At 57.0% G+C, this 20,714-nt stretch carries 26 protein-coding genes and 2 tRNA genes; 25 read left to right on the plus strand and 3 right to left on the minus strand.

Going from position 1 to position 20,714, the window contains the following annotated elements; translation table 11 throughout:
- The first annotated feature begins 203 nt into the window (after nt 1-203).
- From QP400_RS06745 to QP400_RS06780, 8 genes are all read left to right on the plus strand, one after another.
- A complete protein-coding gene (locus QP400_RS06745) occupies nt 204-500 on the plus strand; it encodes an HNH endonuclease (RefSeq protein WP_004806666.1) in 297 nt (98 codons plus the stop codon).
- A 284-nt stretch (nt 501-784) separates the two neighbouring features.
- Nucleotides 785-1,252, plus strand: coding sequence for a hypothetical protein (locus tag QP400_RS06750; protein WP_070425011.1), 468 nt, complete (start codon nt 785-787; stop codon nt 1,250-1,252).
- The gene (locus QP400_RS06755; protein ID WP_285462595.1) at nt 1,203-2,672 is read left to right on the plus strand and encodes a terminase large subunit domain-containing protein; all 1,470 of its coding nucleotides are present in this window, start codon (nt 1,203-1,205) and stop codon (nt 2,670-2,672) included. The genes QP400_RS06750 and QP400_RS06755 overlap by 50 nt, the downstream gene beginning before the upstream one ends.
- Nucleotides 2,673-2,702: 30 nt before the next feature.
- Nucleotides 2,703-4,109, plus strand: a complete 1,407-nt coding sequence (locus QP400_RS06760) for a phage portal protein (RefSeq protein ID WP_004806661.1) — start codon at nt 2,703-2,705, stop codon at nt 4,107-4,109.
- Between the two features lie 13 nt (nt 4,110-4,122).
- On the plus strand, nt 4,123-5,379 hold the full coding sequence (locus QP400_RS06765; protein ID WP_004806659.1) for a VG15 protein: 1,257 nt from the start codon (nt 4,123-4,125) through the stop codon (nt 5,377-5,379).
- Entirely contained in the window at nt 5,366-5,680 is a 315-nt protein-coding gene (locus tag QP400_RS06770) for a hypothetical protein (RefSeq protein WP_004806657.1), read from the plus strand. The genes QP400_RS06765 and QP400_RS06770 overlap by 14 nt, the downstream gene beginning before the upstream one ends.
- A 139-nt stretch (nt 5,681-5,819) precedes the next feature.
- Complete coding sequence (locus QP400_RS06775) at nt 5,820-6,302, plus strand: hypothetical protein (protein WP_004806656.1); 483 nt, start codon at nt 5,820-5,822, stop codon at nt 6,300-6,302.
- Between the two features lie 95 nt (nt 6,303-6,397).
- On the plus strand, nt 6,398-7,486 hold the full coding sequence (locus QP400_RS06780) for a phage major capsid protein (protein WP_004806654.1): 1,089 nt from the start codon (nt 6,398-6,400) through the stop codon (nt 7,484-7,486).
- Between the two features lie 43 nt (nt 7,487-7,529).
- On the opposite strand, the gene QP400_RS06785 is transcribed toward QP400_RS06780, so the two are convergent.
- Nucleotides 7,530-7,616, minus strand: a tRNA-Ser gene (locus QP400_RS06785).
- A gap of 196 nt (nt 7,617-7,812) precedes the next feature.
- Here QP400_RS06785 and QP400_RS06790 point away from each other — a divergent pair.
- The 5 genes from QP400_RS06790 (at nt 7,813) to QP400_RS06810 (ending at nt 12,115) form a co-directional block, all read left to right on the plus strand.
- Nucleotides 7,813-8,454: an ABC transporter permease gene (locus QP400_RS06790; protein ID WP_004806652.1), complete on the plus strand. Its 642-nt coding sequence runs from the start codon at nt 7,813-7,815 to the stop codon at nt 8,452-8,454.
- A 64-nt stretch (nt 8,455-8,518) separates the two neighbouring features.
- A complete protein-coding gene (locus QP400_RS06795) occupies nt 8,519-9,601 on the plus strand; it encodes an ABC transporter ATP-binding protein (protein ID WP_051004230.1) in 1,083 nt (360 codons plus the stop codon).
- Nucleotides 9,601-10,332, plus strand: coding sequence for an ABC transporter permease (locus QP400_RS06800; RefSeq protein WP_004806649.1), 732 nt, complete (start codon nt 9,601-9,603; stop codon nt 10,330-10,332). Before QP400_RS06795 ends, QP400_RS06800 begins: the two co-directional genes overlap by 1 nt.
- Nucleotides 10,332-11,291, plus strand: a complete 960-nt coding sequence (locus QP400_RS06805; RefSeq protein ID WP_004806647.1) for a glycine betaine ABC transporter substrate-binding protein — start codon at nt 10,332-10,334, stop codon at nt 11,289-11,291. The genes QP400_RS06800 and QP400_RS06805 overlap by 1 nt, the downstream gene beginning before the upstream one ends.
- A 59-nt stretch (nt 11,292-11,350) precedes the next feature.
- Nucleotides 11,351-12,115, plus strand: a complete 765-nt coding sequence (locus tag QP400_RS06810) for an NADPH-dependent oxidoreductase (RefSeq protein ID WP_004806646.1) — start codon at nt 11,351-11,353, stop codon at nt 12,113-12,115.
- A gap of 11 nt (nt 12,116-12,126) precedes the next feature.
- Here the strand turns inward: QP400_RS06810 and QP400_RS06815 are convergent, their stop codons facing one another.
- On the minus strand, nt 12,127-13,035 hold the full coding sequence (locus tag QP400_RS06815; RefSeq protein WP_004806643.1) for a fructosamine kinase family protein: 909 nt from the start codon (nt 13,033-13,035) through the stop codon (nt 12,127-12,129).
- Between the two features lie 190 nt (nt 13,036-13,225).
- On the opposite strand from QP400_RS06815, the gene QP400_RS06820 reads away from it, so the two are divergent.
- Nucleotides 13,226-13,298 (plus strand) — tRNA-Arg (locus QP400_RS06820).
- On the opposite strand, the gene QP400_RS06825 is transcribed toward QP400_RS06820, so the two are convergent.
- Nucleotides 13,264-13,578, minus strand: coding sequence for a helix-turn-helix domain-containing protein (locus tag QP400_RS06825; RefSeq protein WP_004806641.1), 315 nt, complete (start codon nt 13,576-13,578; stop codon nt 13,264-13,266). The two genes, QP400_RS06820 and QP400_RS06825, sit on opposite strands and share 35 nt — an antisense overlap.
- Before the next feature lie 198 nt (nt 13,579-13,776).
- Here QP400_RS06825 and QP400_RS06830 point away from each other — a divergent pair, with 198 nt between their 5' ends.
- The 11 genes from QP400_RS06830 to QP400_RS06875 all read left to right on the plus strand — a co-directional run bounded on the left by QP400_RS06830 (nt 13,777) and on the right by QP400_RS06875 (nt 20,714).
- Nucleotides 13,777-13,920, plus strand: coding sequence for a hypothetical protein (locus QP400_RS06830; RefSeq protein WP_155855896.1), 144 nt, complete (start codon nt 13,777-13,779; stop codon nt 13,918-13,920).
- Nucleotides 13,917-14,180, plus strand: coding sequence for a hypothetical protein (locus QP400_RS06835; RefSeq protein WP_004806637.1), 264 nt, complete (start codon nt 13,917-13,919; stop codon nt 14,178-14,180). The genes QP400_RS06830 and QP400_RS06835 overlap by 4 nt, the downstream gene beginning before the upstream one ends.
- Nucleotides 14,170-14,385, plus strand: coding sequence for a hypothetical protein (locus QP400_RS06840; RefSeq protein WP_004806635.1), 216 nt, complete (start codon nt 14,170-14,172; stop codon nt 14,383-14,385). The genes QP400_RS06835 and QP400_RS06840 overlap by 11 nt, the downstream gene beginning before the upstream one ends.
- Nucleotides 14,386-15,051: 666 nt before the next feature.
- On the plus strand, nt 15,052-15,243 hold the full coding sequence (locus QP400_RS06845) for a hypothetical protein (protein ID WP_143484516.1): 192 nt from the start codon (nt 15,052-15,054) through the stop codon (nt 15,241-15,243).
- A complete protein-coding gene (locus QP400_RS06850) occupies nt 15,233-15,499 on the plus strand; it encodes a hypothetical protein (RefSeq protein WP_004806632.1) in 267 nt (88 codons plus the stop codon). The genes QP400_RS06845 and QP400_RS06850 overlap by 11 nt, the downstream gene beginning before the upstream one ends.
- A complete protein-coding gene (locus QP400_RS10490) occupies nt 15,496-15,771 on the plus strand; it encodes an HNH endonuclease (RefSeq protein WP_004806630.1) in 276 nt (91 codons plus the stop codon). The genes QP400_RS06850 and QP400_RS10490 overlap by 4 nt, the downstream gene beginning before the upstream one ends.
- Before the next feature lie 129 nt (nt 15,772-15,900).
- Nucleotides 15,901-16,209 carry a hypothetical protein gene (locus tag QP400_RS06855; RefSeq protein WP_004806628.1) on the plus strand — a complete coding sequence of 103 codons (309 nt, stop codon included), beginning with the start codon at nt 15,901-15,903 and terminating at the stop codon, nt 16,207-16,209.
- Nucleotides 16,206-17,708, plus strand: a complete 1,503-nt coding sequence (locus tag QP400_RS06860; RefSeq protein WP_004806626.1) for a terminase large subunit domain-containing protein — start codon at nt 16,206-16,208, stop codon at nt 17,706-17,708. Before QP400_RS06855 ends, QP400_RS06860 begins: the two co-directional genes overlap by 4 nt.
- A gap of 95 nt (nt 17,709-17,803) precedes the next feature.
- On the plus strand, nt 17,804-18,847 hold the full coding sequence (locus tag QP400_RS06865; RefSeq protein ID WP_004806624.1) for a phage portal protein: 1,044 nt from the start codon (nt 17,804-17,806) through the stop codon (nt 18,845-18,847).
- A gap of 8 nt (nt 18,848-18,855) precedes the next feature.
- Nucleotides 18,856-20,376, plus strand: coding sequence for an HK97 family phage prohead protease (locus QP400_RS06870; protein ID WP_004806622.1), 1,521 nt, complete (start codon nt 18,856-18,858; stop codon nt 20,374-20,376).
- Nucleotides 20,373-20,714: a hypothetical protein gene (locus QP400_RS06875; protein ID WP_004806620.1), complete on the plus strand. Its 342-nt coding sequence runs from the start codon at nt 20,373-20,375 to the stop codon at nt 20,712-20,714. The genes QP400_RS06870 and QP400_RS06875 overlap by 4 nt, the downstream gene beginning before the upstream one ends.

The following is a 20,714-nucleotide window of genomic DNA, read 5'->3' on the forward strand; positions in this document are numbered from 1 at the left end:
TGGGGTAGTTTCCGGGTGCAACCCACACGCAAACCGCAATAAACCCCCAACGGGCAAACAGTAGGAGCCCCCATAACGACCCTCGCCCAATGCGACCTAACCGGCTGGCGCATCCTAGACATCATCAAACCCACCATAGGCGGGCACGCCAAATTCCAACGCGTCCTACTCCAACCAACACCCCACACCGAAGGAAAAAGATAATGCCTGAGAAGATGGGCCGCAACAACCGCGAGTACGTTCGCCGCGCCCACGCCCTCAAACGCCGCGTAAGACTCGAACGCCTACCCTGCTGGATCTGCGGGCAACCCATCGACACCACACTACCGTTCACGCACAAGGACGCCTTCACCGCCGACCACGTACGCGAACTACACAAAGGCGGCTCACTACTCGGAGCGCTCATGCCAGCACACCGAGGCTGCAACAGTAGGAGATCCAACAAGAAGCGCAGCACGCAGACCGTTCTCAAACCCGTGAAGACCTCACGCAAATGGTAAGACCAATAAGGCCTAAGAATAAGCGAGGCAAGAGGCTTTCAAAGGCATGCATAAACTGTAAGGCTACGACACGGTAAACGCTCAGCGTAACCCACACGGTGAAACGTAAAAGCGCAGGTAGGAGACGCTTACGGGGGTGGGGGGATGCCCCCGGCCCCCCTCTAGGTTGAGGCACACGGGCAAACTCGCACTTTCCCTCCCCACACTGGGGCGGTGTACACCCTGCTGCGGCGAGGGCACCCGGATATACGAATAGGAGGCTGATTATGAGGCCATGTGGCACTATGGCAGCCTACACGCGCCACCGCCGCCACGGGGAAGAACCATGCCCCGCATGTAAGGAAGCTAAACGGTTACAAACGGCTGAGCGGCGCGCAAAAAAGCGTGCCCAGGCAAAAGCTGTTGCCGAAGGCAGACCGACCCCACCAGCAAGGCCTGTAAGGCGGGAGAAAAAACCGTATGCGGTAAAAGCTTCCGAGGAATGTATCCCCGCCACGACTTTCCCGGCTGCCCCGCCTAAACCAGAGACATTTGACCGGCTGGAGTATGACCGGTTACACGAGAACCTAAACATTGTTGATCATGCTCTCTTCGAGGCATCCCCGGGGGACGTGGCCAGGCTTTCTAAGCGCCGCCAAGAAATCGAAGAGGCTATTTTCGCCCTGCTTAAGCGGGGGAAGAAGAAAGGCGGGAACGCGTTAGATGAGCTCGCAAGACGCCGCGCGCAAAGGCCGACAGAGGCCACGGCTTGAACACTACCCGGCCTATTTCACTACTGCCGGCCAGGACGTTGCCGATCTTGCCGCCCTGGCCGGTCTGGACCTGTTGGACTGGCAAAAGTACGTGCTGGAAAAGTCTTTGGGCGAGCAAAAGGGAGGGCATTGGGCTGCTAGCGAGGTCGGTCTTATCGTGCCCCGCCAAAATGGTAAGAACGTGATCCTTGAGGCTCGGGAACTGGCTGGCCTGTTCTTGTTGGGTGAGAACCTGCTGATTCATACCGCGCACGAGTTCAAAACGGCGGGTGAGGCATTCTTGTCTATGAAGAACAGGATTTTGTCATGCCCGGACTTGGCCGAGTACGTGCTCGGTTGGGAGGGGGACCCGGACGCTAACATTCGGGGTATTCGCACCGCGCACGGGTTTGAGGCAATCGAGTTAAAGACGGGCCGTCGCCTGAAATACGCTACAAGGACAGCTGGGGCAGGGCGTGGTTTCACTGCCGATTTTTTGGCCTTAGATGAGGCTTACGCGCTAACTGAGGAACAGCAGGCGGCTATCTTCTCGATCCTGGCGGCTAGGTCCCTGCAGGGCAGTCCGCAGATCTGGTACACCTCTAGTGCTGGTATGCCGGCTTCTACCGTGCTCGCACGGTTGCGTGAGCGTGGCATGAGCAAGGACGGTGAGGACGGGCTGGCCTATTTTGAGTGGTCAGCAGCCGATGAGGCAGACCCAGAAGATAAGGACACTTGGGCTCTGGCTAACCCGTCGTTGGGGTATTTCATTTCTGAGGGGTTTGTGGCCAGTGAAAAGAATGCCCTCGATGAGGAGAAATTCAAACGCGAACGCCTAGGCATTTGGGCTGAGGAAGCAGAAGACCCCCCAGTGATTGCCCCTTCTGATTGGCAGGCCTGTTTCGATAATGCTTCACAGATTGGGCAGAGCGTGTGTTTTGGGGTGGATATTCCGCCCTCGCGTGAGAGCGCGGTAATAGCCGCAGCATCCTTACGCGAAGATGGGATGACGCACGTTGAGATTGTTGAACAAGACTACGGCACTTCTTGGCTACCGGCCCGACTGCAGGAGTTACAGGCGGCTTATCCGACCTCCAAGCTGGTTATTGATGCTGGCGGGGCGGTTGGGGCCCTGGAGGCAGATCTAGCCAGGTTCAGGGTGCGGGCTAACCGTGTGGGCGGGCGTGATTACGGGCAGGCTTGCGGCCTGTTTTTTGATCTTTCTGGCGAGCACAAGCTACGCCACATCGGCAAAGAACAGTTGACTGACGCGGTCAGTGCGGCCCGAATCCAACCCATGGGTGAATCACTGTGGAAGTGGAAGCGTAAGCACTCTCTAGCGGATATTTCCCCACTAGTAGCTACCTCCCTGGCGGTGTTAGGAGCCCACCGCCTACTAAGAAAACGCAAGCAGGGACGCAGAAGACTCCTGGTTGTCTAAATCAAACCTATGGAAGGAGCCCCTCTTTTGATGAATCTTGACAAAGTTGGCGGTCTCGATGCTGGCGAGCTGGCCTTGCTGCGAAAGATCGGGGCCCGGGTGAGTGCGCATCAGGCCGATAATCTGCAACTACAGGCCTGGTATGACGCGAAAGTGAAAGTCCCGAACCTGGGTCTTGCTCTACCGGAGCGGACCGGCTCGCGGGTGAGGACAGTGGCGGGCTGGCCTGGCATGGTTGTAGACGCTTTGGAAGAACGCCTCGATATTGATGGGTTTGACGGGCCCACGCGTGAGGCAGCAGGTCAGATTTGGGCAGAAAACTACTTGGATTCACAGTACTCAGAAGCCCACATTGAAGCTCTGGTGCACGGGGTCGCCTTTATCGTTACTGATAAGGGCGGGCCGGGAGACCCGCAGGTGGTTATTACTGTGGAGTCCCCACTGACCACGAGCGGGATTTGGGACCCGGTACGCCGCCGCCTCTCGGCTGCCGCCACTTTCATTACTGACCCGGAAAACCCTGCCCGCGTGTTGGCTGCTACCTTGTACCTACCTAATGAGACTATCCAGCTAGATGGGGACGGTACCGGCGCGTTGCAGGCTCGTGACAGTATCGCCCATAATTTGGGCCGTCCCACGGTGGAGTGTTTAGTCAATCGTCCTCGTACTTCTAAGCCGTGGGGGCGCTCAGAGATTACTGAGCCGATTATTTCTTATACGCAAGCTGCTATCCGCACTCTTTTGCGGGCGGAGATTGGTTCAGAGTTCTTTTCTGCCCCGCAACGGTACGTGTTGAACATGAGTGAGGACATGTTCGGCCCGGATAGGTCGATGGCTGAGCAGGCCCTGAAAATGTATGCGGGCCACATGATGATGTTTAGTGCGGGAGATCCGGATGATCCGGTACCCCAGTTGGGCCAGTTCGCGGCTTCTAGTCCGGCACCATTTATTGAGATGGTGAAAATGTATGCGCAAATGGTTGCGGGCGAGGCCGCCTTGCCGCCCACCTATTTAGGGTTTGTGACAGACAACCCGGCTTCAGCGGATCAGATTAGGGCTACTGAGGCAAGGCATGTAAAGCGTGCTGAACGCCGTCAGCGTACTTTTGGGCGGGCCTGGCAGGCAGCTCTTACTACTGCTGTCGCATTAGGTGGGGGCACGTTCCCTGATAACAGGTTGGCGGTGCGGTGGAAAGATGCTTCTACCCCGACTAAGGCGGCTACTACTGACGCGGTAGTTAAACAGGTCCAGGCCGGGATTTTGCCGACTAATAGTCCGGTTACTTTCCACGAGCTTGGTTTTGACGAGGCCGCCACTAACCAGCTCTTACAGGCCCAGGCGCAAATATCTCGCCAGCAGGTAATGCTAGCAACCCTTGCTGGCGGGCAGCTGAATGGGCCGGGTGCGGGGGTAGATAGGGGCCCTGGGGGCGAATGAGTAAGGAGGAGGTATGGCCGATCCTTCGGTAGAACTAGAGGACCTGTATAAGGCTCTTGAGGGCCGCTATTTTGGTAGTGCCCGCCTGGAGATGGAAGCCCTAATGGAAGTCCTCTTCGCGCGGGCAACCCAGGGGGCGAAAAAGGTCTGGGCTGCCCGCCCAGAAGACAAGGAAGAACTAGACGAGTATCTGTTCAATCAGCTTGTTGAACTCTCGCAGGGGCCATTGTGTCAGAGCGCGGATGATGTGGGAGCCCGCTATGTGAGTGTTCACCGCGCAGAGCAAGGCGCTGGCACTTCCCTGCCGCTTATAACCCCGCAAAGGGAAGGCAAACAGCTCCTAGGTGCTCACGCCCGCACGGTAATGGACGTACTTGCCTCGAAGGGCCAGTATGAGGCAGAAAAACGCTTCACCGGTATCTACGGGGACCTGGTGCTAAACAGGGTGCGTAACACGGTAAAACTATCAGCTAAGGCTGCTGGTAATAAATGGTGCCGTGTGCCTGAGGCGGGGGCTTGCCCGTTCTGTCTGATGCTGGCCTCACGCGGGGCTGTCTACGAGGATAAAACTACTGCTACCCGCTCTCAGGGCGGGAGCCGCTACCATGCGCACTGTAAATGCACGGCTGTGGAAATCCTGCACGAGGCCGACGTACCACCAGCTGCCCGCAGAGCGTGGGATCTGACCGAGAAATTCAACCTACGCACCGTTACAGACTGGGCCGCTGCCCGTAAAGACCCCGCCATCATTGAATACCTGCTAGACAACGGGATTAGAGACGACCCAACCCGCACGGTAAGGCTCGGGCCAATGCTCCACCCGGAAATCCCTACCCTGGACCCTTTAGGGCCGCTACCAAGACCAACCCTAGAAGACTTCGACGTAAACTGCTTCGGTAAATCACAGAAACGGAAGAGCGGGAAAATAAAGTACTATGGGGGCCACCTCTACGGTACCGGTATTCCAGGCAAAACCGAGTTCCCAGCATCATGGACAGCCGACGACATCATCTACGCTACAGAACTAACCCTGAGAGAACCGCAGAGAATTGTACCTAGAGGGTCGCAGCGAACTAGTCATTTCAGGGAAGTGCATGGTGTAGTAGTGGAGGTCTCTTTCTATCAAGTTAGTCCATTGGAGGAGCCCGTCTATAGGCACTCTGTTCCGATTAATGGCAACGGAGTATACTTTCGTGGAGAAGACGGTGTTGTAATGGCACGGCCGATTGATGTGTCTATTCTAGGAAGGGGAAGTTATGGACATCATTAGCCGCCAGTTCTTCCCTCATCTAGAAGGTAGGGTGGTTGAAAATATTTGGCCCTATCTGACTGGTGAATATCAGAAAATAGTCAATTTTGATGCAAGCGTGGGGGAGTTTTGGGATGCCATGGGCTCTGCCCTTGAAGGGGCGAGCGTTGCAGGGTACCGGGTCCCAGAAGAACTACTAAAAGCGGTTGAAGAAGAGTGCGACGATTTAAGCTACGCACCAGATAGCATTGACCGCTGGATCGCGACTCGTTTTCTTGACAAGATTCGTGCTTTTGATGATGTGCCCGCTAGTGTTAGTTAGCTGATCGCTGGCTGCTTGTTATTCTTGCCCGCCTGGGGTTTTTCCTGGGTGGGTTTTGTTTTACCCGAAATATTGGTCCCGGCATGGGGTTTTATCTCCCGACATGGGAAACCGTTTTTGAGAGGAAAGGTTAGTTATTATGGCTGAGGCGAAGATCAGCTCTGAGGTTGAAGAAGAATCCGCAAAGGCTGTAGCTGAGGGCGAGTCCGCTCCTGACAAGGAGGTGGATTGGCAGGCTGAGGCGAAAAAGTGGAAGGTTCTCTCACGTAAGCACGAGGCTAACGAGAAGGCGCTAGCGTCTAAAGCATCCGAGTACGATAAGTATTTGGAGTCTCAGAAAACTGAGGAGCAAAAACGCGTTGAGGCCCTCCAGAGGGCCGAGAAGGAACGCGATGAGGCTAACGCGAGCCTGGCTCGTATGGCTGCAGGGATCAAGTACGGGCTTTCCGAAGAAGACCTGGCCTTGCTGGGTGCGGGCGAGGATTTCGAGGAAAGGGCTAAAACCCTGGCTGAACGCCTAAAAGCCGGAAGCCCGGTGCGGGCGCGTTCTGCCACCCAGGGGGTAGAAGCCGGCAGTACTGTTTCTGATGATTTCCTTGGCGAGGTGCTGCGCTCACGCTAAAGCGCTGTTTCCCTTTCGCAATCACAAATTTTTTTAGTCATTTGTTTTGGCCGCCTAACCGGGCGGCCTTTCGTGTTTAAAACACGAGTTTTCCCATGAACGTAAAAGGAGAAAAGAACATTATGGGTACTTATAACAAGATTGTGGGTCGCTCCCAAACTGGTGAGCAGCTGATCCCACCGGAACAGGTAAAAGCAATCCTGCAAGATACTCCGAAGTCTTCTGTTGTCCTGGATAAGGCAGTAAAGGCTCGCATGTCTACCACAAAGCAGACCCAGCCGGTCCTGGCGACTTTGCCGGACGCCTACTGGGTTAACGGTGATACCGGGCTGAAACAGACTAGTGAGGCAACCTGGAAGGGCCAGACCATGACCGCTGAAGAACTAGCGGTTATCGTCCCGATCCCGGACGCGGTTGCTGATGATACTTCTATTAACCTGTGGGAGGCAGTAAAACCCCTGCTAGCTGAAGCACTAGGCAAGAAGATAGACCAGGCCGTCATCTTTGGTACGGACAAGCCTACTAGCTGGCCGGACGCTCTTACAGCCGGGGCCGAGGCTGCTGGTAACAGTGTAAAGCTGACAGCAAAGAAGAATGTTGGGGACGCGGTTATTGAGCTGGGCGAGAAGATGGCAGCCCAGGGGTTTGGTATTAACGGGTTTATTTCCCGGCCCGGCCTGGACTGGAAGCTACGCGGCCTAAAGGATGCTAACGGCCAGCCCATCTACGGCGGTAAACTCTCTGAGGCCCAGCCAGCCACCCTGTTCGGTTTCCCGCTAAACCCGGTAATTAATGGGGCTTGGGATGCTGCTGCGGCAGAACTGCTAGCCGTGGATTGGTCCAAGGTCGTTATCGGTACCCGCCAGGATATTACTTACAAGATCTTCGAAGAAGGCGTCATCTCTGACGAGAATGGCAAGGTCATCCTAAACCTCATGCAGCAGGACACTAAGGCTATGCGCGTGGTTATGCGCCTGGGATACCAGGTTATTAACCCGCCCACCAGGGTCGCCGGCGGAGCGGTAATACTTGCGCCCTTTGAGCATGTACGCTTCCACGCTGCCCACACACCCTGCCCATGCCCCAAACAAAGCTGTGGCTATTTTAGGTCTATCTTGTTGCACTTTAGCGGCTATAGGCACACACTGCCGCACATTCACTCTTTGGAATTTCCAGCACCATAACAACGAAAAACCCCGCCATTCCAACGGAACAGCGGGGTCAGAGCGGAGACGATGGGATTTGAACCCACGAGGGGCGAACGCCCCAACCTCCTTAGCAGGGAGGCGCACTAGGCCACTATGCGACGTCTCCACCGGCAAGCCTACCCAAATTTACGTCCTGTTCACAAACTGATTCGCGGAAGAAAGGCTAAGTTCACACAAAAGCTGCTCTGCCGTCCTCTTCTGGCACCTACTTTCGGCCCATAACCTGCCTCCTGCTATCTTGTGCGGACCATGGCGATTGCGCCTAAACTTGGGACCACTCTGACAAGGGCGGGGCTGATTCGATGGCTGACTTCATTTTGCAGCGTTGGCGCCAACTACTATTCATGTCCATCCAACACGCCTGGCTGGCAGCCCAGTGCGTTTTGCTAGCCACGCTAGTGGCAGTGGCCCTGGCAGCCCTAGCCTATAAGTCGACTCGTCTTCGTGCCCTCCTAAATAACGTTTCCACCATAGGGCTTACTATCCCCTCATTTGCGCTCTTGGCCCTACTAGTGGCACCGCTGGGGTTCGGAGTCGCTCCGACAGTAATCGCCTTAGTGTTCTATGGGGCTCTACCTATCATGCGTAATGCTGTGGTGGGGCTAGCGGGGGTAGACAATACAGTCATCGAATCTGCGCGCGGGCAGGGGATGTCCGCTACCGCAATATTCTTCCGGGTGCGCCTCCCGCTATCCTGGCCACTGATCCTTTCAGGCATACGGGTATCAACTCAGATGGTTATGGGCATTGCTGCCATTGGTGCTTACGTCTTGGGTCCCGGTTTAGGAAGCCTTATCTTCACCGGACTTGCCCGGCTAGGTGGGGCTGGTGCCGTCGAATCAGCTGCGGTGGGCACTCTACTAGTCGTAATTGTGGCGCTAATTGCCGACTTTGGCCTGGCCATACTTGGTCGTCTTACTATCTCCAGGGGGATTCGTGACTAGCCAGAAAACTTCTGAACCTACCCGCCACGCTGCTGCGGGAGGAGCCTCAATCAGGCTTTCACACATGAGCAAAACATACCCGGGTGCAGACTCGCCAGCGGTAAACGACTTCAACCTTGATATTTCCGCAGGGGAAATCCTGGCCCTTGTTGGCCCCTCCGGCTGTGGCAAGACCACCACCCTAAAGATGATCAACAGATTGATCGAACCGTCCACGGGAAAAATCATCATCAATGGCCGCGACGTTACAGATATGAACCCAGACAAGTTGCGCCGCAAGATCGGCTACGTAATTCAGGCCGGCGGCCTGATGCCTCACCTGTCCGTGGCGCAGAACGTTGCAATGGTGCCCAAGATGCTCGGCTGGACGAAGAAGCGCATTGCTGCCCGCGTTGACGAACTGCTGCGCGCCGTTGCCCTCGAACCGGAAACATATGCCGACCGTTACCCCCGCGATCTGTCCGGTGGTCAACAACAACGCGTAGGAGTTGCCCGCGCCCTAGCTGCGAATCCGCCCGTCCTCCTAATGGACGAACCATTTGGCGCGGTAGATCCGATCACCCGACGGGCATTGCAGGAAACCTTGCTAGCCACCCAAGCCCGCCTGGGAACGACCGTAGTGATCGTCACGCATGATCTGGATGAGGCCCTAAAGCTCGGTACCCGCATCGCCATCCTTTCCGAAGGTGGCAGGTTGCGGCAAGTAGGAACGCCAGAACACATCCTTATGGATCCGGCAGACGAATTCGTGTCAGACTTTGTGGGAGCAGACGCCGCCACGCGCCTCCTGAAAATTACCCCTGTCGAAGATCTGACACCTTCGCGCACCGTGACCGCACACCTGGGGGATGACCGGGAAAAAGTGCTCGCCCAGGCAGCCGCAGCAGGCGGGCACGGCATCGTCATCTTGAACGAGGACGGCAGCCCGCTCGCCTGGTTGAGCACCAAACAATATCGGGCTAGCACCGGCCGGCACCCCCAGGACAACTCCCTGCCCCTGGTGCGCGGAACCGACTCCGCGGCAGATGTCATGGAGCTGATGCTCACCTCTACCCACAACGGCGTCTTAGTAGTAGATCGTCAGGGCCGCTACCGCTTCGCCCTGCGTGCTTCCGACCTGTTAGACCAAATCAGCCAGGAGGCCTAATGAGCCGCCTTCTTGCAAAACGAAACGTCTGGATGCCACCGCTAGCGCTCCTGATCGGGTTCAGTCTCTTCTTTATGTGGCTGCGCACCGCAAGCCTTTCCCCAAAAGAGTCTCGGCAGCTAAACACCGCAAACCTCATCACCATCATGGGTGAACACCTACTACTTACAGTGCTCGGCGCCGTCCTGGTAGTCCTGATCGCGGTGCCAGCAGGCATCATCCTCACCAGGGGGCCGTTGCGTCGCCTTGCCCCCGCCGTACTAGCCCTTGCCAACGTTGGCCAGGCTGCGCCCTCGATAGGGCTGATAGTGCTTATTGCGATGGGGATAGGCTTCGGCATGAAAACAGCGCTCATAGCGATCGTTGCCTACGCCGTACTACCCGTACTCTCGTCCACCATGGTGGGGTTGGAAGGGGTAGACCGGAACACTGTTGAAGCAGCCCGCGGCATGGGCATGAGCGCCCTGGCTGTCCTCGTGAAAGTAGAACTGCCGCTAGCAAGCCCGGTTGTCCTTGCCGGGCTACGCACCGCCCTAGTCCTGCTAGTCGGCACGGCGACGTTAGCCGTCTTCGTGAACGGCGGCGGCCTAGGAGTCCTAATCCAAACGGGCATGACCCTCTTCCTGTACAAACTGCTGGTGGCGGGGGCGCTACTGGTAGCCCTGCTTGCCCTAGCCGTCGACTGGGTTGGGCGCATGATCGAACTGTGGGCCCGGCCGAAAGGAATCTGATGAGACGCATAGCAACTTCCCTGGCCCTCCTGAGCGTCATTAGCCTTGGCGGGTGCGCGCTTTCGCCCTCGTCCGGATTTGCCCCGGACATGGCCCCCGCCGAAATTGCGCATGAAAAGGGCGCCGAGGGCGTGCACGTCACCGTCGGATCCAAAAATTTCACCGAAGGTTTAGTCCTTGGCAAACTCGCCGTGATCGCCCTGCGCGCGGCAGGCTACCAGGTTACCGACATGACCGGGATGCCCGGATCCCAATCCGCGCGGCAAGCCCACACCACCGGGGCAGTAGACTTCGAATTCGAATACACCGGCACCGCCTGGACCATCTACCTAGGCGGCAAAGGCGTCGCGAACCGCCAAAAACAGTACGAGCTAGTGCGCGAAGCAGATAAGAAAAATGGGCTCACCTGGTTACCCCCTGCCCCCATGAACAACACGTACGGCTTCGCGGTGCGACAAGAAGACAAGGCACACCTGCGAACGCTATCTGACGTGGCCGCCCTCGCCCCGGAAACGCTAACCATTTGCGCGGATCCGGAATTCTTTTCGCGCGACGACGGCTTGCAGCCGGCCTTGGCCCACTACGGTCTGAGGCTGGGGGAAAATCTGCCGAGAAGAAACATAAAACTGATGGATCAGGGAGCCATGTTCCAGGCGCTCGCGGACGGGCAGTGCAAAGTTGGCGAAGTCATGAGCACGGATGGGCGGATTATGTCGTTGCACCTTGCCACGCTCGAGGACGACAAAGGGTATTTCCCGAACTACGCGGTAGCTCCCGTCATTGCTACAGCGAAGCTGCGCGAGTCTCCCGCAATTGCGGAAGTATTTTCCCGTATCACCCCGAAGTTGACCACTAAGGCGTTGCAACGGATGAATGCCGCGGTAGATGTCGAGGGCGAAGATCCGGCCAATGTGGCAGCAAAATGGTTGCAGAGCCAGGGGCTGGTGGCTAAGAAATAGGAGTTTCGCGCGGCATGAAAAATAATGCCAAACCTGGACTGGGTGACTAGGTTGTAAGCATGAACCAGACTCTAGAAAAACAGCTTTCTCGTAAGAGCATTCGCCGCTTCTTGGATGAGCCCATTTCCGATCAGGTCAGAGCAGATCTGCTAGAGGTGGCACGCCGGACGGCTACTTCCTGTGGGCTTCAGATGAGCTCCCTGATTCGCCTCACTGACCCGAAAATCAAAGAAGAAGTGGCAAAAATTTGCAACCAGGCCTACATTGCGGAAGCCCCGGAAATCTGGGTGTTCGTGGCCGATCTGAACAGCGCCCAGCATATTGTGACCGAGAAGGGGCAGGATGGGGCGAACGCCACCACCATGGACGGCTTCTTCCAGGGATTTACCGATGCCGTGCTGATGGCCCAGAATGTTGCTACAGCTGCCGAGTCAATGGGGCTCGGTACTTGTTTCTTAGGGTCGCTGTTGAATGATCCGTGGGCGCTGGTTGAGCTGCTGCAGCTGCCCAAGTTGGTATTTCCCGCCCTGGGGCTGATGTTCGGCAAGCCTGCCCAGGAACCACAACTGAAGCCGCGGATGCCCATTGCTCTGCGCGCCTACGAAAACGTTTACGACGAGGGCGAGGACGGCTCTTACCTGGAAACATTCAAGGATTACGACGCCGAGATGACCACCTACTACGATCTGCGAGATGCCAACAGGCGTGTCGATTCGTTCACCGAGCAGCTGACGCGCATCATTACCCGCGACGCGCCTAAGCGGCGCCGCATCGTGGCGGCTATAGCAGATCAGGGATTTAATCTGGCCTTGCAGGACAAGTAGGCGGTGTATGCCTAGACGTAACGCATGGCGGTGGCTACGGTGATTCGGCCGTAGCTGCCGCCGAATATTGCGGCGTGCACCGCCAGAATGTGTAGTTGGTGGATGCCCATGCGTTTCTTCCAACCTTCTTGCAGTTTCGAGACGGAATTGTAACCGGCGTAGATGCGATCTAGGTAGGGTTGGCCGAATACTTCTAGGTAGGCCAAGTCGGTTTCTGCGTGTCCACCCTGGGCGGCCGGGTCGATGATGACTCCTACTGTATTGTGCAGCGCGTCGCGGTTTCCTTCGGGACTTCCGGTCCCAGCTGCCTGGGGCGCCCACTGCAGGTCTTCCTTACGAGCCCACAGCACATTGCCCGTCCATAGGTCACCGTGGATGCGCGCTGGGGCGTCTGCGGCCAGTAGAGCCGGTTGGGCCGAGGAGAAGTCGCCGCGGCTGATGCGGGCAGCAACCTTTTCCACGATTTTTACGTCCGAGGCTGACATGGATCCGTTTTCGCGGGCGTATTTCATACACGGCAAGATTCGTTGCTCAGCAAAGAATTCGCCCCAGGTAGGTAGTGATTCCTTGGAGTTGGCTGCCGGTAGGCGTAGTTCTTTCCGGCCCATGTAGCCGTCCCCCTGCCATCCGGCGGGAGGGGCTCCCCATCCGGCCGCCCCGGCCGCGTGGGTGCGTGCTAGGGCACGCCCAAATTCAAAAGCGGCTACCTCATCTACGCGGGTCTCGTGGATGCGCCTGGTAGAGAGACGCCCGGGCACCGCCCCGGTGTGGGGGACAACGAAGGCGCCCCCTTGCGCCATCGGTTCGGCTAACCACTGTAGGCCCAACGCCTCGAGTACAGTCGCATATGGGCGAGACGGCTCCGTCTTTGCGAAGTCGTCGTGGGCAGGGGCAACCATAGGATCTAGCTGTTCAACCATGCATCCATTGTCTCGCTAAGAGCCAGAGGTGTGAACTGGACAGCAAAAGTTGCGCTGAAAAAGGGCTGTTAGTTCGCGGGTTCCTACATAGGCGCAGGTAAGAGCCTCTGTGATCAGGATCGCGTCCCGCCGGTTTGGAGGTTTCGCGTTCCGGTTGTAGAGTAATTACGTCAAAGCGAACAACGCTTATGCGCCCGTAGCTCAATGGATAGAGCATCTGACTACGGATCAGAAGGTTGGGGGTTCGAGTCCCTTCGGGCGCGCAGACACCCCGTCTAGTTGAGACCCAGCTAGGCGGGGTTCGTCGTACCCGCTAACTAGTTCTTGTACAGTGACGCGCAAGACTTTAGCGACTTTATCGAGTTCCGATAGTCTCCACTCGCGTTGCCCGCGCCACCTGAACCCCGCGCTGGCTCTATCCATGCCTATAGCGCGCGCTAATTCTGAACAGGTTACGCGCTTTACGGCGCAAAACGCCCTAATGTTGTTTGCTACCGCGTCCGCTGTGGTGTGTGTTGCTGGTGCTATCTTTGTCGCTGTCATAGATCCAGGATAATGCAAAATGCACAGAATAGAAAATATCTAGATATATCGCCGGTCGGTGTGTCGCGCATCTTTTCTTGTGCGAAATCGACAAAGATAGTTCGCGTGACTACTTCTCAAGTTTTGGCTAGCCGCGCGGTCAAGAATTATTTAGCGCGGCGTGGGTGTCCTATGGGCACCCTCGCGAAAGAAGCGGGTATGAAACCCGCTCGGTTTTACGAGCGCCTACGAGGCCGCTCGAAATGGACTGTTGATGAATTGTTCGCCCTCGCAGACGCGGGCGTTCAAATCCCTGGCATTGATCCGACTTTCATCCCCGCATGGTTGGAGGGTGCCCAATGAGTGAAGGAATAAAAAGGGGGCAGGTAGTCGGTAGTACCGTCCGTGAAGCCCTAACGGCAATCATTGACGATATTGGAGATCACCAAGTGCTAGCCCTTGCTTTGATCTCAATGGGTCAACCCGACTGTGCCCAGGCTGTCGTTACTGTAAACCCCGCTCAAACGCCTTATAGCGCTATCCAGGCCGTAGATTATGCGACTTCCAAGCTCCAAAACGCGCTAAAAGTCGCTCTAGTTCAAAGGGGAAACTATGAAGACTAATTGGTTTATCGCCGGGGCATGGGCCTGTCTAGCTGTTTCGTTTGTCTCGCTAATGCTTGTTATCGCCCTGTTCATGCTGCCTTTTGACGTGTTCGGGGGCATAACCAGGGCAGCGGCAATGACATTCGCCAGCGCGCTAACAAGCTATCTGACCCTTATCGGCGCGTTTGTCCTATCCCTACTTGACCAAGTAAGGGGTCGGTAAATGGGTGCCGCGCCAGAGCCTAATGCTTCGTGGCCTTTGCCGTCGCTTTTGACCTCACTTAAGCGCGCTCATTGGGGTGTGCTTACCGGTGGCAGGCGGCAAGGCGTTCGCTCAACGCTCGAGGGCCTTGCCGCTCAACTTCCACATGTGAAAGCCCAAGGGCGAACAACAGTGCTACAGATCGCCGGGGCGGCTGGCCTCTCGGAAGACTGGTGCCGCCAGTGCTTGCGCTGTCTAGAGGACATGGGCGTAATCGTTTGGCACAGGGGAACTATTTTCGAGGGAAAACCGATACCGTCTACGTTCCGAATCGTAAAGAAGAAGCTAGTACAGCTAATCCGCATCGCGCGCGGGGAATCGTCTAGGCGCCTTGCTCAGGCTCGCAAGGCATTTGATGCACGACTTTCGCGCCTTAAGAGGAATAGTTTACCGCCGTATAAGAGGGAAAACGCGGCCCTCCGTACAGAACCCAGTAGGGGCCTCACCACCTATAAAGGTGAGTCGCCTACGGCGGCGAACTCACCGCAGACCAATAATTCCGCAAAGGCTGAAAGCCGAAAGAAAATGCCAGCTATCCCAAATGATATTCCAGCTCATAGACTCGCCCACCCCTGTCCGCATGGCCACCAGTCGGCTAGCCGATGTGCACAGTGCCGTTATAACGCGATGGACGCTAACCAGATAGCCGAATGGCAAGCCGAACGCATGAACTCCCTAGGAGGGTATTACCAGACCATCCCCGCGGCCCCTATAACTCACCTCAGTGCCCAGGTAGAGGTATTGGTAGCCAAAGGCCTTAGCGGGGCAAAGATAGCCCTCGCAATGGCAAAGAAGAAGCGAGAACAGCATGTGCGCTAATGATCTAGCCCAAGCACGGATAGAGCGGGCGCTAGAGGACGTGGCAGCGGCAATTAGCGCCCTGGAAGTCGTTGAGTCAATGCTAAAGACCCCACTATCTGCCAAGGCGACCAGGTTCCCGCAAACGCGCGCAGTACAGCAAGCCCGCGCGGCTTTGGGTATGAGCGTTGACAACCTCGTCATAGCCGAATCGTTCTTACGCGCCCGCAAACGCCAGCTAGCGGCGCTACAGCAAAAGAAGGGGGTGGGGGTATGAGAGCGTGGACCGGTAAGGAGAAAAAGCGGTGGGGGCCCCTCATTATCGGTACCTATGGGGCTAAGTGCTGGATATGCGGACGCCCGATCAATCTAGCGTTGAAACATCCACATAAAGAATCATTCACAATTGACCATGTTCGCCCGCGCGCGCTTGGCGGCTCCAACTCACTTGCTAACCTTCGTCCCGCGCATCTTGTCTGCAACTCGAGGAAAGGAAAGCAAGTGAAAGTCACGCGAAATCCGGAGGACAACAGCGACTTTTTTAAGTGAACCAGGTGCCAGGAGATCCCGCGCCAGCATAGAAGTTTATCTATAAACCAAATAAAAAAACGCCCCCACGAAAGAGGGTGAAACCAGCAAAATAAAGCCAAAAAATAGACCTGAAAAGAGAGCAAAAAAGTGTCAAAAACACCCCAACTTTTCCACATTGGACCCGAAACCGACGAACCAACCCCCTTAGAGCTCGCAGCCAAGAACCATTTAGCCTATTTGAAAGACCAAGGCCTACTAGGCAAGCAACATGAGCTAATATCACAGCTCGTTCTAGACCTAGCGAAAGCGGTAGGAGTAGGGGCACAGTCCGCTAAAACCTCAACCCCGCTCGCAGCCGCCCAATTACTCGCAGCAATGGAGCGCCTACCACAAATGCCAGACGCTACCACCGCAGACCAGCTACAAAAGACTCTCAAGGGACTAAGCACAAAGTGAGAGAGGACGAACTCACCGCCCGCGCCGCCTCGGACTGGAACAAGTTCTTAGCTGGGGATGAAAAACGCGCCGCCCCGCCCAAATACGCCACCAGCCCAAAGGCAGGGGCCGATAACGAGCTAGAGCTAATCGAATCTGTCTCTAAGGGCCTTGACGCCCCCTTGTTGCAATGGCAGCGATACGTTACCCGCGTAGCTACCGAAAAGACCGAGGACGGCGAATACCGGTACAAAATCGTAATCGTCACAGTTCCGCGCCAATCGGGAAAAACAACGTTAATGCGCGCGATCCTTACCGCGCGCCTGTTAACCCGGCCCGGCTTCGTCGGACGGTTCACCGCGCAAAACGGCGCAAAAGCGCGGGAGCGTTTCGCAGACCTGATTAAGATCTTCGAAAAAGACGGCAACCCGCTAGCCCCCTTCGTGAGAATCAAGCGAGGGATAGGCGCGGAATCCATCGAAGCGAAATGGAACGCTAGCGCGGATCTGAAACCTTTCGCCCCAACCCTGAAAAATGGCCACGGCGACACCCCGACTTGCGTTTTTCTTGATGAAGCCTGGGCATTTGATACCGGGGCCGGAACCGGGCTACTTGGCGCGCTTATCCCGTCTATGCAAACCATCAAAGACCGTCAATTTTGGATTATCTCGACCGCTGGCAACCTCAATTCGACATTTTTCAAGGAATGGGTAGACAAAGGCCGCGCCGCCCTGGATGACCCGCACGCCCCTATAGCGTTTTTTGAATGGTCAAAACCCGACAGCCTAGACCTTGCAGACATTAGCGCTTGGGAACAGTTCCACCCCGCCTGTGGAGCCCCGCCCCTGGGCATCGTTTCAGCGCAGACGCTAACGAGTGACGCGGCCCTCGTGCCCGTGGTAGAGCGAGAACGCGCTTACGGCAATCTCTGGCAGGCAGAGGACGAAAAAACCGTAATACCCCTTACCGACTGGGACGCGTGCGAGGGCAACCTCGAAGCCCCCGGAAAAGGCGTTGACGTAGTGCTCGCATACGAGGTGGCAGGATTCAACGAGCACGCTTGCGTTGTCGCAGCGTGGAAGAACGAGGGCGAAAAAGTCTGTATCAAGACCGTCAAAAGCGCACCCGGTACCGATTGGATACTGCCCACCCTCGAAGACCTACGCACACGGCTTAGCCCGCGCGCTATCTTGGCAGATGACGGCGGCGCGACACGCGAAATTACTGATCTAGCCCGCCTGAAAGGCATCGAGGTATACACCCTTAGGCCCCGTGAGTTCGCCACTGCTACTAGCGCTTTCATAGACGGGATAAAGACCGGACGGATAACGCACGGAGGCAGTGCGGAAATGCGCGCGTGTGCCCAGCGCGCCGCCCTTAGACCCATGGCAGACGCCTACGTTTGGTACCGGCGCGGTTCCAACGGACCGATAGACGATCTCATTGCCGCCACCGTCGCATACCGGGGCGCTCTCATGGCTCCACCGCCCGCGCCGGGCCCGCTAATAGCTTTCACATAATCCACAGGCCAAACCGCGCCACCACGCGCAAAAACCAAACCCACCCGGCCCGCGCCGGGCCCCGCCTGTCATAGGGCCCTGGCAGTCTTTGGGGCATGAAGCTCTTTGACTACCTCGGTATCACCACCCCGCGCGCGGGCGTGCTATCCCCGGTCGCTGACAACTCGAACCTAGAGCGCATAACCTTCGAAAGCCTGTTCGGTGACCTCGACAACCTACCAGTGGGCAGAGAACAAGCCAAAAGGCTAGGAGTAGTATCGCGCGCGGTACAAATCATTAGCGGTCAAATCTCCCTAATGCCAATGGTGGCAATGAAAGGTACCAAAGCCACCCAAAACGCTTTCATCACCCAGCCGGAAAAACTACGCCCCCGGATCGCTACCTTGCGCGACACAGTAGAAGACCTGATCTTTACCGGGACGGCATTTTGGAAAATAACCGGCTATGACAGCGCCGGTCAAGTCCGCAACGCCAAATACATTAGCGGCGAAAAAGCCAAAGATGTTCCAGCCTCCGAGTTGATCTACTTCGAAGGACCACACACCGGCGTACTACGCGGCGGGGCAGGCGCCGCCCTTAGGGACGCGCTCAAGGCCCGCAAAGCCGCCCGCCTGGCAGCCGCGAACCCCGTCCCCTCGGTCGAACTCCACCAAACCCAGGGCGACCCGCTCACCCCCGAAGAAATAAGGGGATTAATCGACTCATGGAACGCAAATCAATCGCGTTCTAAGACGGCATTTACCAACCAGTCCTTAGAAGTCAAAACGCACGGACAAGCCGCTGAACAACTCCTAGCGAAATCGCTAGAGGACTCAGCAATCGAACTCGCGCGCCTGTTTAATCTGCCCGCCTGGGCAATAGACGGGGCCGTACACGGATCTTCGGTTACCTACTCTAATAGCCCCTCAAGGGCCCGCGAGCTCGTCGACTTTACCCTTGCCCCATACATGGAATCAATCGCGCAACGGCTCAGCATGGACGACGTTTTACCCCGCGGGACGTGGTGCCGCTTCGACACCTCGAACATCCTCCGTCAAGACGTAAAAACGCGCATGGAAGCCTACAAAACCGCCATCGAAATAGGCGTCTACACCGTCGAAGACTGTAGAGGCCTAGAGACCGGCATACCCCTCGAATAGGAAAAACAATGACTACGCTATCTTTTGCCACCCCCGCCACCACCAACGAGAACGGCCGCACCATTAGCGGACTCGTAGCCCCATACGGCAAGCCCGGCTACGCATCTACCGGAAAAACGCAAATCCGCGCCGGGGCTATCACCGTGCCTGAAGAGATAAAGCGGGTAAAGCTCCTACTCGATCACGATCCGGCCCGCCCGGTCGGCTATGCCACCGCCGCCGAAGAAAAGGAAGACGGCCTACACATGTCATTTACCCTGGCAGACACCCCAGCCGGTAACGCCGCCCTCGCAGAGGCCCGCGCCGGTCTAAGAGACGGTCTATCGGTTCGAGTGCAAGCCACCGAGGAGGACGGAATCGTTCAGCGGGCCGGGCTATGCGAGGTAGTAAACGCCGATCTAATCGAATGCTCACTAGTAGCTATCCCCGCCTTCGCAGACGCCCGCATAAGCGAGGGCGTAAAGGCCGCTTTTATCAACCCAGAAACACCAACCAAGGAAGAGGAAACCATGACAAACACCAAGACCAAGCCCGTCGAAGATACTGAAAAGGTAGAGGCAAAACCCGGCGAAACCACCGGCGGCGAAATGCGCGCCGCAATGGCAGAACAAGCACCAAAACCCAAAAAGGTGACCGCTGCCAGCATCGCCCACACGGTCGCTACAGTTATGGCATCCGGGGGCAACGCCTCCGAAGTCCGGGCCGCGCTATCCGATATCACCCCAGAGGTCGACAAAGCCAACGGCATTGCCCCGAACCGCCCCGCCTACCTAGGAGAGCTTTGGACCGCCTCCAACATCGACCGGCCTTTCATTGACGCGATCACTACCAAGCCACTCACGGCGATGAAGATGTGGGGATTCAAATGGAAGAAACGCGCCACGGTTGACGAATACGCGGGCAACAAGAAAGACATCCCCAGCTCTACCGTAGAGACCGAGGCCCTCGAGGCCGTGGCCAAGCGCTACGCCGGCGGCTGGGACATCGACCGAATCTTCGTTGACCTCGGTGACGCTTCCGTTATCAACTCCATCTTTGCCCACGCTGTAGACGACTACCGCCTAAAGACCGAGGCCGCAGTAGCTAAGACTATCCAGGAAAAAGCCACCGCAGTCGATGGGTCCAAGACAGTGCTCGAGGCCCTCGCAGCCCTTGGAACCCGCGCATCGAAGATCGGATCACGCCTTGACTTCGTAGCCCTTTCGGCCCAGGCATGGGCAGAGCTGGCAGCAATCCCACGCGACATGCTGCCCTGGTGGATTACTGGCTCGCTCAACCTCGCAGGCGGCGGGAATGTGGCCGGGCTGAAACTGTTCACCGCGCCCGCCCTAACTGGCAACACCGTTATTGCTGGTGATAAGCGCGCCGCGACGTTCTTCGAAAAGCCCCCGATCAGGGTAGACGCAATCGACCTCGCCCACGGCGGCGTTGACCTTGGCGTATTCGGATACGCGGCAACTCTAGTAGAAGGCGCCGAAGCGATATTCAAGGCAACCGTAACCGCCCCCGCCCACACCGAGGCAGCATGAAACTCGACGGCGACAGCCTCACGCTACTAACCGGCATGTGGGCAAAGCTCAACACCAATGCAGGAAACTACGACCATGCGTGCCTAAAAGAATGCGCCGAAGCCGTGGTAGCCCTACTTGAGTCTTTGCCCACCGTCCCGGTGGACGCATCGGGGGAAACCCCCGCGCGGGTACGCCTTGCCGCGATGATGCTTACCGCCCGCCTATATCGGCGGCGAAACTCACTAACCGGCATCGAGACAATCGCAGACCTAGGCACCTCCTACGTAGCCCGCTATGACCCCGATATTGCCCGAATGCTACGGATCGACGCTTTCACCCCTCCACAGATCGGCTAA

Source organism: Winkia sp. UMB3158 (assembly GCF_030217145.1).
GTDB lineage: Bacteria > Actinomycetota > Actinomycetes > Actinomycetales > Actinomycetaceae > Winkia > Winkia anitrata.

Bases quoted from the DNA above. Each gene is read 5' to 3' on its own strand.
- QP400_RS06745 (WP_004806666.1), top strand. From the start codon at position 204: ATGCCTGAGAAGATGGGCCGCAACAACCGCGAGTACGTTCGCCGCGCC.
- QP400_RS06750 (WP_070425011.1), top strand. From the start codon at position 785: ATGGCAGCCTACACGCGCCACCGCCGCCACGGGGAAGAACCATGCCCC.
- QP400_RS06755 (WP_285462595.1), top strand. From the start codon at position 1,203: ATGAGCTCGCAAGACGCCGCGCGCAAAGGCCGACAGAGGCCACGGCTT.
- QP400_RS06760 (WP_004806661.1), top strand. From the start codon at position 2,703: ATGAATCTTGACAAAGTTGGCGGTCTCGATGCTGGCGAGCTGGCCTTG.
- QP400_RS06765 (WP_004806659.1), top strand. From the start codon at position 4,123: ATGGCCGATCCTTCGGTAGAACTAGAGGACCTGTATAAGGCTCTTGAG.
- QP400_RS06770 (WP_004806657.1), top strand. From the start codon at position 5,366: ATGGACATCATTAGCCGCCAGTTCTTCCCTCATCTAGAAGGTAGGGTG.
- QP400_RS06775 (WP_004806656.1), top strand. From the start codon at position 5,820: ATGGCTGAGGCGAAGATCAGCTCTGAGGTTGAAGAAGAATCCGCAAAG.
- QP400_RS06780 (WP_004806654.1), top strand. From the start codon at position 6,398: ATGAACGTAAAAGGAGAAAAGAACATTATGGGTACTTATAACAAGATT.
- QP400_RS06790 (WP_004806652.1), top strand. From the start codon at position 7,813: ATGGCTGACTTCATTTTGCAGCGTTGGCGCCAACTACTATTCATGTCC.
- QP400_RS06795 (WP_051004230.1), top strand. From the start codon at position 8,519: ATGAGCAAAACATACCCGGGTGCAGACTCGCCAGCGGTAAACGACTTC.
- QP400_RS06800 (WP_004806649.1), top strand. From the start codon at position 9,601: ATGAGCCGCCTTCTTGCAAAACGAAACGTCTGGATGCCACCGCTAGCG.
- QP400_RS06805 (WP_004806647.1), top strand. From the start codon at position 10,332: ATGAGACGCATAGCAACTTCCCTGGCCCTCCTGAGCGTCATTAGCCTT.
- QP400_RS06810 (WP_004806646.1), top strand. From the start codon at position 11,351: ATGAACCAGACTCTAGAAAAACAGCTTTCTCGTAAGAGCATTCGCCGC.
- QP400_RS06815 (WP_004806643.1), bottom strand. From the start codon at position 13,035: ATGGTTGAACAGCTAGATCCTATGGTTGCCCCTGCCCACGACGACTTC.
- QP400_RS06825 (WP_004806641.1), bottom strand. From the start codon at position 13,578: ATGACAGCGACAAAGATAGCACCAGCAACACACACCACAGCGGACGCG.
- QP400_RS06830 (WP_155855896.1), top strand. From the start codon at position 13,777: ATGAAACCCGCTCGGTTTTACGAGCGCCTACGAGGCCGCTCGAAATGG.
- QP400_RS06835 (WP_004806637.1), top strand. From the start codon at position 13,917: ATGAGTGAAGGAATAAAAAGGGGGCAGGTAGTCGGTAGTACCGTCCGT.
- QP400_RS06840 (WP_004806635.1), top strand. From the start codon at position 14,170: ATGAAGACTAATTGGTTTATCGCCGGGGCATGGGCCTGTCTAGCTGTT.
- QP400_RS06845 (WP_143484516.1), top strand. From the start codon at position 15,052: ATGGACGCTAACCAGATAGCCGAATGGCAAGCCGAACGCATGAACTCC.
- QP400_RS06850 (WP_004806632.1), top strand. From the start codon at position 15,233: ATGTGCGCTAATGATCTAGCCCAAGCACGGATAGAGCGGGCGCTAGAG.
- QP400_RS10490 (WP_004806630.1), top strand. From the start codon at position 15,496: ATGAGAGCGTGGACCGGTAAGGAGAAAAAGCGGTGGGGGCCCCTCATT.
- QP400_RS06865 (WP_004806624.1), top strand. From the start codon at position 17,804: ATGAAGCTCTTTGACTACCTCGGTATCACCACCCCGCGCGCGGGCGTG.
- QP400_RS06870 (WP_004806622.1), top strand. From the start codon at position 18,856: ATGACTACGCTATCTTTTGCCACCCCCGCCACCACCAACGAGAACGGC.
- QP400_RS06875 (WP_004806620.1), top strand. From the start codon at position 20,373: ATGAAACTCGACGGCGACAGCCTCACGCTACTAACCGGCATGTGGGCA.